Raw genomic sequence first — 9,356 nt, 5'->3', positions numbered from 1 at the left:
AGAGGTGTATAAGAGACAGCACCCTTCAAACTGATCCCGTTCGGTGTCGAAGGCCGCCTGCGCGACGCCGCGGTGGCGGCGGCGCTGGGCGGCGCGCTGCGGATCGCGCCTTACGTGATCAAGCGCGTCGGCGTGGTGTCGACGCTGCTTCCCGGCCTTGCCCCGAAGGTGATCGACAAGACGCTGCGCGTCACGGCCGAGCGGCTCGCGCCGGCCGGCGCAGAGATCATTGCCGAGCGCCGCGTCGCGCATGAAGAGGCTGCGCTGTCGGCTGCGATCCAAGAGCTTGTTGGGCTCGGCGCCGAGATGGTGATCGTATTCGGCGCCTCAGCGATCGCCGACCGCCGCGATGTGATCCCGGCGGCGATCGGCGCGATCGGCGGCACGATTTCGCATTTCGGCATGCCGGTCGACCCGGGCAATCTGCTGCTGGTCGGCGCGGTCTCGGGTGTGCCGCTGCTCGGCGCACCGGGTTGTGCGCGCTCGCCGGTCGAAAATGGGTTCGATTGGGTGCTGATGCGGCTGCTCGCCGGGCTCACCGTCACGCGCGCTGATATCACCGCGATGGGTGTCGGTGGTCTGCTGATGGAAATCGTGACGCGGCCGCAGCCGCGCGTGCCGGTCGCCGAAAGTGGCCGCAATGTCGCGGCGATCGTGCTGGCCGCCGGGCGCGGCACGCGGATGGGCGGGCCGAACAAGCTGCTCGCCGATCTCAACGGCAAGCCGCTGGTGCGCATCGTCGCCGAGCAGGCGCTGGCCTCGCGGGCTGCGCGCACCATCGTTGTCACCGGCCATCAGGCCGGCGAAGTCGAAGCGGCGCTGCATGGGCTCGATCTCACCTTCGTGCACAATCCCGACTTTACCCAAGGCATCGCGTCGTCGGTGAAGGCAGGTATCACGGCGCTGAGCGAGGATGCCGACGGCGCGATCGTCTGCCTCGGCGACATGCCGCTGATCGACGCGGCCTTGATCGACCGGATGATCACCGCGTTCGATCCGGATCGCGGCGCGCTGATCGTGGTCCCGGTCGCCGAGGGACGCCGCGGCAATCCGGTGCTGTGGTCGCGGCGGTTCTTTGCCGAGCTGATGACGCTTGGCGGCGATGTCGGTGCGCGGCATCTGATCGCCAAGCACGGCGAAGCGGTGACCGAAGTGCCGGTCGAAGGCGAGGCGGCGTTCCTCGACATCGACACCCCCCAAGCGCTCGATCAGGCGCGGCGCGGCTAGAGCAGTTACGCGGTAGATATAATCGGAGCGCAGTTCGGGGCGCTTACAACAATCACAACCTCATGGTGAGGAGGCGCGAAGCGCCGTCTCGAACCATGCGCCGCAAGCCATGCGGCTCCTCATCCTTCGAGACGCCCGGCTTTGCCGGGCTCCTCAGGATGAGGACTCTAGGACCCTTGGCGAGGGCCAAGTCCGCTTCAATCAATGAGCGCTCTAGCAAGTCGCCAGTCAGGCTCGCGCCTGCAGCCGTGTCGCGAGCTTCGCCGCGGCCTTGGCGCCGGCGGCCTGTTTCCAGATCAGCGTGACGTCGCGCTGCAGCGTCAGTCCGCCGACGTCGAGCGCCCGCAAGTTTGCGTCGCCCCAGCTTGCCGGCGCCAGCGTGCAGCCGAGACCCGCAGCGACCAGCGCGGCGGCGGTGGATTCCTGCCGCGTCTTGGCGACGATCCGAAACCGCACGCCCGCCGTGCTGAGCAGCCGGCGGCCGGTGCCGACGAGTTCGCAGCCCTGGCGCAACACGAAGGGGTGGCCGTCGAGGTCGGCTAGCGCCACGGTGCGGCGGCCTGACCACGGATGATCAGGTCCGACGAACAGCCGGAACGGCTCGCTCAGCAGCAGCTTGCGGTGCAGATTACGATGCGGCGCGATCGACAGCGCCAGATCGAGCCCGCCGCTCGCGACCAGCTTTTCGAGTTCGTCGGCCGGCGCTTCGATCAGTTCGATTGCTTCGCCATCGGCCGGCAGCAATCGTGGCAGCCAATGGGTCGCGAGGCTCGGCAGCACGCCGAGCCTGAGCCGTGCCGGTGCCGGTCCGCTGAGTTCGCGCTTTGCCTCCGCCAGCGTCTGCAGCGCCATGCGCACTTTGGCTTCGAGCCGCTTGGCGCTCGGCAAGGCGCGGATGCCGCGTCCGTCCGGCGCGAACAGCGCCGTGCCGAAGTCTCGCTCCAGTCCCTTCAGGGCCTGCGACAGCGTCGGCTGGGTGATGCCGAGTTGTTCGGCGGCGCGTGACACCGAGCCGGCCTGCATCACGGCGAGAAAGTAGCGCAGGTGCTGCACATTCATTGGAAAATCCAACCGATCTTTCTGAATGATCGATTTTACCAGATCCATTCTGGGCGGCTAGATCGGCGCTGGCGTCGCGGCAGTCAGGGAGAAGCCGGCATGGTGGTGAAAATCGATCGTCAGGCCGCCATCGGCATCGTCACACTGGATCGGCCTCAGGCCCGCAACGCGCTGTCGCGGGAAGTGATCAGGGCGCTGGCCGCGGCGCTCGATGAGCTGGAACGCGATGCTGCGATCGCCGCGATCGTGCTGACCGGCCGCGAGGTGTTCTGCGCCGGCGCCGACATCGCCGAGATGCGCGGTATCGATCTTGCGACGGCGCTGGCCGAGGATTTTTCCGGCTGCTGCGACCGGCTGGCCACCTGCACCAAGCCGCTGATCGCGGCGGTCGAGGGTTATGCGATCGGTGGCGGCTGCGAACTGATCGAGATGTGCGACCTGGTGATCGCCGGGGCCGGCGCGAGGTTTGGTCACCCGGAGATAGCGTTCGGTACGCTATCGGGCGGTGGTGGCACCCAGCGGCTGGCACGGGCGGTGGGGCGCGCCCGCGCGATGGATCTGATCCTGACCGGCCGGCTGATCTCCGCGGCCGAGGCCGAGCGGATCGGTCTGATCAGCCGCGTGGTCGACGACGGCACGGCGTACCAGGCTGCCTGCGAGGCAGCCAAACTGATCGCGGCGCATCCTGTACAAGCGGTGCGATTCGCCAAACAGGCGGTCGACCGCGCGGTCTCGGTCGGGCTTGCCGACGGGCTGGCGCTGGAGCGGCGGCTGTTTCACTTCAGCTTCGCGACCGGTGAATTGCAGCCGCAGCTCGATCGTTTTCTGGCGCGGCGAAGTCCGCACCGCTGATCGGCCGACCTCATTGCGGGCGATTTGCGCTTCGTTCACCAAGTTGAAACGGCCGGCCGGATAATTTGGAACCCGGGTTGAACCTCGGGGGAGGGGACGTTGCGATTGTTGATTGCCGCGTGGCGCAAAGCCGCGCTGATGGCTGTTGTTTGGATCGCGTGTTTGCATCTCGTTGCGCCGGCACATGCGGCCGGTGCTCTGGCGGTCGGCAAATGCGGCGCTTATGGCCAAGCCTTTGACTATCCGGCGGAGGCGGCCGCGATCGCGGCGGCGCGGCAGCGCTGCAAGGGCGAGTGCACCATGCTGACGATGCGCCGGGCCTGTGCGGCGCTGGCCGTCGACATGAGCAATCCCTGCGGCGCGCACGGCTACGCGGTGGAATCGAAGATTTCCTCTTCGCTCAACGCCGCGACCCGGCGCTGCTACGAATATGGCGGCAAGGAATGTGTGATCCGGGCCTGGGCGTGTGACGCCAAGGGCTGAGTGTTCTGATCTGAAACGATCGTGAACTGACAGGCCGGGATGGCCGCGCTATCAGCACGGCATGCAGTTCGATACCAAGATCGCGCTGGTGATCCGCACCGATCTCGAAGCCTGGCAGAAGCTGAACGTTGCGGCGTTCGTCACGTCCGGCATCGCTGCGGCATTCCCGGAGTGCATCGGCGAGCCTTATGAAGACGGCAGTGGAACGCCGTATCACCCGCTGATCGGTCAGCCGATCCTGGTGTACGGCGCCGATGGCCCTGGTCTGTCGCGCGCGCTGGAGCGGGCGCTGGCCCGCAACGTCAAGCCGGCGATCTACACCGAGGCGATGTTCAAGACCACGCACGATGCCGCCAACCGCGAGGCGGTGAAGGCGGTGGCGCGGGCGGATCTGCCGCTGGTCGGCCTCGCCGTTCGGGCCGACCGCAAGGTGGTCGACAAGATCCTCGACGGCCTCAAGTTCCACACCTGAGACGAGTGCTATTCCGGCATCGGCCGCCGCCGCTCCTGGAGATCCTCGGCGCGATAGTTTTCCTTGGCGACCGTCTCGGTCAGCTGCTTTTCGGCGGCACTGCGCGTCCGGTTGCGCATCAGTGCGTAGGCGATCGCGATCCCCAGCACGATGATTCCGATACCCCACAGCCATTCGGTGGACATGCGTTCTCTCCCTCGATGCTCTGTCGGGACAATCCCAAGTGCTGTCGGGCGTTCCCAATCGTTCGTCTCGTCGGGTGCGGCTTAGCGGCTCGTTAGGCATCGCAGCCGGAAACCGTGGGTGGCAGAGCTGCATCAACGCATCTTAAGCGGCCAAGGGCGCAATGAGGGAACACGGCGACACCGCCGATTCCACGGACGCGAGCGTGACCGACCAGTTGCCCATTCCCCATGACCGCCGGACATCCGACGCGTCTGATACCGCCCATCCGATGCGCGGTGCCGGCGCTCGGCGGCGGTTTCTGATCGGAACGCTGCTGGTCAACCTTGCTGCGCTCTCGATCGACTTCGCCGTGCTCGATGCACCGCATCTGGCGTTTGCGCTGGGGCTGCGGCTGCTGTTGGTCACGCCGCTGGTGCTGCTCGCGCTGGTGCTCAACCGGCGGCCCGACGATCGGGCGATGCAATCGGCCGTGCAGGCCACCGCCGTGGTGGCGTTCGCTCTGTCGGTGACGGCGATCGGCCAGTTCGCGCCGGAGCCGTTCGCCGGGCGCTACATGATGGCGGCGCTGTTCGTGATCTTCGCCGGCGCGCTGGTATCAGCGCTGTCCTGGCCGGCTACCAAGATCATGACCGTTAGCGGCACGGTGCTGTACATCTTGATCACTGTCACCGGCCTGCGCTGGCCGCCGGCCTGGACCAATATCGATCTGGTCGGGCTGTGCATCGTCACCTGCGTGATCGCGCTGCGCGCCCGTCAGCGCAAGGATGCGCAGATCGCAGAACTGGAGGCGATCCGCCGCAGCGATGCGCGGCTGAAGAGCGATCTGCGCCAGGCCAATGCTGCGCTGGAGCGGCTGTCCGCCACCGACGCGCTGACCGGCGTGTTCAACCGCCGCTATCTCGACGAACTGATCGAGCAGGAGGCGGCTTCGATCGTGCCGTCGCTTGGGCAGAGCGTGCTGATGATCGACGTCGATCATTTCAAGCTGTTCAACGACCACGGCGGCCACGCCGCGGGCGACCGCTGCCTGCAGCAGATCGTCACCGCGGTCCGCCGCAACCTGCGCTCCTGCGATGTCGTGGTGCGCTATGGCGGCGAGGAATTCGCCGTGGTGCTGCCCGGGCTCGAGGAAGCCGAGCTGCACGACACGGCCGAGCGGCTGTGTCTTGCAGTCAGCGACCTGAAGATCCCGCACCCCGGTCTCGGGGGCGGCCGCGTCGTCACCATCAGCGTCGGCATCGCGCCCGCCATTCCGGCCGAAACCCTGGCCGATGCGATCCAGCGTGCCGACCAATCCCTGTATCGCGCCAAACGCGCCGGCCGGAACCGCGTCAGCGCCTGAACGATCGTCCACCAAAGGGTGGAACGCAGAGATCTTGATTATGACTGACTGGTCAGTCATAATTTCGGAATGAAGCGCGCCTCACTCAATCCGTCGGTTTCTACTCCAGTCGCGGCGAAGCGAGCTGCTGCGGCCCGCAGTTCTGCGTCAGGGACCAAGTCAGCTTCGGAAGCGGAGGCGCTGTCGACCCGCGCCGCCAAGGCGGCGGAACGGCGCGCCGCAATTATCGAGGCGGCGCTGGATGAATTCACTGCGCGCGGCTTCGCGGCGACCCGGATCGATGACGTCGCCAAGCGCGCTGGCGTGGCCAAGGGCACGATCTATCTGCACTTCACCGACAAAGAGGCGATGTTTCAGGAGCTGGTGCGCACCGCGCTGGTGCCGACCATGCAGCGGCTGACGTCGCCGCCGCCCCCCGGCGTCTCGGCGCGGCAGATGCTCGAGACGTTCGCGGACGCTTTCGTGAACGATGTCGCGCAGACACGGCGCGGCGACATCCTGCGGCTGGTGCTGGCGGAGGGCACCCGGTTTCCGTCGCTGGCGGAATTTCACTACCGCAACGTGGTCGAGCCGGGCGTCGCCGGCATTCGCCGCATCCTGGAGCTCGGCGTCGCCCGCGGCGAAATCAGCTCTGCGGCGCTGGCTCAGTTTCCGCAGCTCGCGGTCGCGCCGGTGGTGCTGTCGGTCATCTGGCAGGGGCTGTTCGGCCGGTTCGCGCCGCTCGACGTCCAGGCGATGCTGCGCGCGCATCTCGATCTGATTTTCGGCGAAAGGACGGCGCCATGACGCGACCCTCGCTTGTTTTACGCGGCTGCGCTGCGGCGCTGCTCGCGCTGGCGCTCGCAAGCTGCGGCAAGGGCAACGATCCCGGTTATCAAGGCTGGGTCGAGGCCGATCTGATCTTCGTCAGCCCGGACGAATCCGGCCGCATCACCAAGCTCAAGGTGCGCGAAGGCGACGAGGCGAAGACCGGCGAACTGATCTACACGCTCGACGACGACCTGCAGCAGGCCGACCTCAACCAGAATATGGCGACGCTCGCCAACGCCAAGCAGACCTTCGACCGCGCCCAATCGCTGTCGAAGACCGGCTCCGGCACCCAGGCCAATCTCGACGCCGCGGTCTCGACGCTGCGGGTCGCCGAAGCGCGCGTCGAGACCTCGAAGACACGGCTGGCGCGCCGCGAAATCCGCGCGCCGGTGACGGGCACGGTGCAGCAGATCTATTTCCGCGAAGGCGAAATGGTGGCGGCGCAAAAGCCGGTGCTGTCGATCCTGCCGCCGGGCAATATGAAGATCCGGTTCTACGTGCCGGAGCCGGAGCTGCCGAAGCTCGCGATCGGCGAGAAGGTGCGGGTGACGTGCGATAATTGCGCGGCCGATCTGTCGGCGGATATCTATTTCATCTCGACCACGGCGGAGTACACCCCGCCGGTGATCTACAGCCTCGATGAGCGCAACAAGCTCGTCTATCTGATCCAGGCGCGGCCGAACAAGCCGGTGAGTCTGCGGGTCGGCCAGCCGGTCAGCGTGTATTTGCCATCGGCCACCGCGGCGCCTTCGCCGGTCGCGGCCAGCAAGCCATGACCGCCGCGCCGACCATCGCGGCCGATGCCCGCGACATCGCGATCGATGTCCGCGGCCTCACCAAGTCGTTCAACGGCCGCGAGGTGGTCCACGACCTCTCGATGCAGGTGAAGCGCGGCTCGATCTACGGCTTCCTCGGTCCCAATGGCTCCGGCAAGACCACGACGATCCGGATGTTGTGCGGGCTGCTGACGCCGGATCGCGGCGAGGGCAGCTGTCTCGGCTTCGACATCCGCACCGATGCGGCCAAGATCAAGCGCCGGGTCGGCTACATGACGCAGCGCTTCAGCCTGTATCAGGACCTGTCGGTGCGTGAGAATCTCGAATTCGTCGCCCGGCTGTATGGCGTGCCCGATGCCCGCGGCGCGGCGCGCGAGATGATCAAGCGGCTCGGCCTGTCAGGCCGCGAGGAGCAGCTTGCCGGCGAACTGTCGGGCGGCTGGAAGCAGCGGCTTGCACTCGGCGCCTGTACGCTGCCGAACCCGCAATTGCTGCTACTCGACGAGCCGACTGCAGGCGTCGATCCGAAAGCCCGCCGCGACTTCTGGAACGAGATCCACGCGCTCGCCGCCGAAGGTCTCACCGTGCTGGTCTCGACCCACTACATGGACGAGGCCGAACGCTGTCACGAGATCGCCTACATCGCTTACGGCCATCTGCTTGCGCACGGCACGGTCGATCAGGTGATCGCCGGCTCGCAACTCACCACCTGGGTCGCCACCGGCGAAGGCCTCGGCCCGCTGGCGCACGAGCTTGCCGACAAGCCGGGCGTCGACATGGTGGCGCCGTTTGGCACCAGTCTGCACGTCTCCGGCCGCGATCAGGCCGCGCTCGACCAGACGCTGGCGCCGTATCGCAACAACCCGCGGCAGAGCTGGCAGCACGGCGCGCCGTCGCTCGAGGACGTGTTCATCGAGCTGATGAGCCGGTCGAAGGACAACTTCCAATGACCGCGGCCGGGGCCGATGCGCCGACGCCAGGCGCGCCGATCAAAGAGCCGCGGTTCGGCTTCCTGCGCCGGACTTACGCGATGCTGGTCAAGGAGCTGATCCAGCTCAAGCGCGACCGTCTCACTTTCGCGATGATCATCGTGATCCCGGTGATGCAGCTGCTGCTGTTCGGCTACGCCATCAACACCACGCCGCGGCATCTGCCGACCGCTGTGCTGCTGCAGGAGGATTCCGATCTCGGCCGCTCGATCCTGAAGGCGCTGGAGAACACCGCGTACTTCAAGTTCACCCGCGAGGTGCACAGCGTCGCCGAATTCGATGATCTGCTGCTGTCCGGGCGGGTGCTGTTCGGAGTCGAAATCCCGCGCGGGTTCGAACGCGCAGTGCGGCGCGGCGACAAGCCGGCGATCCTGGTCGCGGCCGATGCCACCGATCCGGTCGCTGCCGGCTCGGCGCTGTCGGCGCTTGGGCAGATCGTGCAGACCGCGCTGATGCACGACCGCGTCGGCGGCGATCCCGCCAATCCGCCGTTCGAGATCCGCGCCCACGCCCGCTACAACCCGGCCGCCTCGTCGCGGCTCAACATCGTGCCCGGTCTGGTCGGCACCATCCTGACCATGACGATGCTGATCTTCACCGCACTGTCGGTGACCCGCGAGATCGAGCGCGGCACCATGGAGAACCTGCTGTCGATGCCGATCACGCCGGTCGAGGTGATGCTCGGCAAGATCCTGCCTTACGTCGGCGTCGGCTTCATCCAGGCGTCGCTGATCCTCGGCATCGGAGTGCTGCTGTTCGGCGTGCCGCTACGCGGCAGTCTCGCGATGCTGGCGCTGTTGTCGACGCTGTTCATCACCACGAACCTCGCGATCGGCTACACCTTCTCGACGCTGGTGCAGAACCAGCTGCAGGCGATGCAGGCGTCGATGATGTTCTTTCTGCCGTCGATTCTGCTGTCCGGCTTCATGTTCCCGTTCGCCGGCATGCCGATCTGGGCGCAATACATCGGCGAGTGCCTGCCGCTGACCCATTACCTGCGCATCGTCCGCGCGATCATGCTGAAGGGCTCGACGCTGGAGAACCTTCAGTACGACGCCCTCGCGCTGCTGACGCTGATGCTGATCGCGATGACCATCGCCGTCACCCGATTCCGCCGCACGCTCGACTGATCGCCCCCGGCGTTCGTAATCGGCTTGGAC

The 9,356-nt window shown here is 66.7% G+C and carries 10 protein-coding genes and 1 pseudogene; 9 read left to right on the top strand and 2 right to left on the bottom strand.

The features are described from left to right. Window positions 1-18: 18 nt before the first annotated feature. Window positions 19-1,227: pseudogene (locus tag DY467_RS11425) on the top strand (NTP transferase domain-containing protein); the annotation flags it as partial. A 228-nt stretch (window positions 1,228-1,455) separates the two neighbouring features. On the opposite strand, the gene DY467_RS11420 reads toward DY467_RS11425, so the two are convergent. After that, window positions 1,456-2,286 (bottom strand): LysR family transcriptional regulator, encoded by an 831-nt coding sequence (locus DY467_RS11420; protein ID WP_164636105.1) that lies wholly within the window; start codon window positions 2,284-2,286, stop codon window positions 1,456-1,458. 99 nt (window positions 2,287-2,385) lie between these two features. On the opposite strand from DY467_RS11420, the gene DY467_RS11415 reads away from it, so the two are divergent. From DY467_RS11415 to DY467_RS11405, 3 genes are all read left to right on the top strand, one after another. Continuing rightward, entirely contained in the window at window positions 2,386-3,138 is a 753-nt protein-coding gene (locus tag DY467_RS11415) for an enoyl-CoA hydratase-related protein (RefSeq protein WP_164636103.1), read from the top strand. A gap of 138 nt (window positions 3,139-3,276) precedes the next feature. Beyond that, complete coding sequence (locus tag DY467_RS11410) at window positions 3,277-3,621, top strand: DUF4189 domain-containing protein (protein WP_107346686.1); 345 nt, start codon at window positions 3,277-3,279, stop codon at window positions 3,619-3,621. A gap of 61 nt (window positions 3,622-3,682) precedes the next feature. After that, window positions 3,683-4,093, top strand: a complete 411-nt coding sequence (locus tag DY467_RS11405; RefSeq protein ID WP_164636101.1) for a DUF2000 family protein — start codon at window positions 3,683-3,685, stop codon at window positions 4,091-4,093. A gap of 8 nt (window positions 4,094-4,101) precedes the next feature. Here the strand turns inward: DY467_RS11405 and DY467_RS26210 are convergent, their stop codons facing one another. Then, window positions 4,102-4,278 (bottom strand): hypothetical protein, encoded by a 177-nt coding sequence (locus tag DY467_RS26210; RefSeq protein ID WP_205502272.1) that lies wholly within the window; start codon window positions 4,276-4,278, stop codon window positions 4,102-4,104. 203 nt (window positions 4,279-4,481) lie between these two features. Between DY467_RS26210 and DY467_RS11400 the strand changes: the two genes are divergently transcribed. The 5 genes from DY467_RS11400 (at window position 4,482) to DY467_RS11380 (ending at window position 9,326) form a co-directional block, all read left to right on the top strand. After that, a complete protein-coding gene (locus DY467_RS11400) occupies window positions 4,482-5,621 on the top strand; it encodes a GGDEF domain-containing protein (protein ID WP_164636099.1) in 1,140 nt (379 codons plus the stop codon). A 69-nt stretch (window positions 5,622-5,690) separates the two neighbouring features. Then, entirely contained in the window at window positions 5,691-6,407 is a 717-nt protein-coding gene (locus tag DY467_RS11395; RefSeq protein WP_164636097.1) for a TetR/AcrR family transcriptional regulator, read from the top strand. Further along, the gene (locus tag DY467_RS11390) at window positions 6,404-7,207 is read left to right on the top strand and encodes an HlyD family secretion protein (RefSeq protein WP_164636095.1); all 804 of its coding nucleotides are present in this window, start codon (window positions 6,404-6,406) and stop codon (window positions 7,205-7,207) included. Before DY467_RS11395 ends, DY467_RS11390 begins: the two co-directional genes overlap by 4 nt. Next, on the top strand, window positions 7,204-8,157 hold the full coding sequence (locus DY467_RS11385) for an ABC transporter ATP-binding protein (protein WP_107356542.1): 954 nt from the start codon (window positions 7,204-7,206) through the stop codon (window positions 8,155-8,157). The genes DY467_RS11390 and DY467_RS11385 overlap by 4 nt, the downstream gene beginning before the upstream one ends. Next, window positions 8,154-9,326, top strand: coding sequence for an ABC transporter permease (locus tag DY467_RS11380; RefSeq protein WP_107345525.1), 1,173 nt, complete (start codon window positions 8,154-8,156; stop codon window positions 9,324-9,326). The genes DY467_RS11385 and DY467_RS11380 overlap by 4 nt, the downstream gene beginning before the upstream one ends. The last annotated feature ends 30 nt before the right edge of the window (window positions 9,327-9,356 follow it).

The organism is Rhodopseudomonas sp. BR0G17, from assembly GCF_010907025.1.
Taxonomy (GTDB): domain Bacteria; phylum Pseudomonadota; class Alphaproteobacteria; order Rhizobiales; family Xanthobacteraceae; genus Rhodopseudomonas; species Rhodopseudomonas palustris_H.
The sequence above is the reverse complement of the archived record's forward strand: the minus strand, read 5'-3'. Positions and strand labels throughout refer to the sequence as shown.

Bases quoted from the DNA above. Each gene is read 5' to 3' on its own strand.
- DY467_RS11395 (WP_164636097.1), top strand. From the start codon at position 5,691: ATGAAGCGCGCCTCACTCAATCCGTCGGTTTCTACTCCAGTCGCGGCG.
- DY467_RS11385 (WP_107356542.1), top strand. From the start codon at position 7,204: ATGACCGCCGCGCCGACCATCGCGGCCGATGCCCGCGACATCGCGATC.
- DY467_RS26210 (WP_205502272.1), bottom strand. From the start codon at position 4,278: ATGTCCACCGAATGGCTGTGGGGTATCGGAATCATCGTGCTGGGGATC.
- DY467_RS11390 (WP_164636095.1), top strand. From the start codon at position 6,404: ATGACGCGACCCTCGCTTGTTTTACGCGGCTGCGCTGCGGCGCTGCTC.
- DY467_RS11420 (WP_164636105.1), bottom strand. From the start codon at position 2,286: ATGAATGTGCAGCACCTGCGCTACTTTCTCGCCGTGATGCAGGCCGGC.
- DY467_RS11405 (WP_164636101.1), top strand. From the start codon at position 3,683: ATGCAGTTCGATACCAAGATCGCGCTGGTGATCCGCACCGATCTCGAA.
- DY467_RS11415 (WP_164636103.1), top strand. From the start codon at position 2,386: ATGGTGGTGAAAATCGATCGTCAGGCCGCCATCGGCATCGTCACACTG.
- DY467_RS11410 (WP_107346686.1), top strand. From the start codon at position 3,277: ATGGCTGTTGTTTGGATCGCGTGTTTGCATCTCGTTGCGCCGGCACAT.
- DY467_RS11380 (WP_107345525.1), top strand. From the start codon at position 8,154: ATGACCGCGGCCGGGGCCGATGCGCCGACGCCAGGCGCGCCGATCAAA.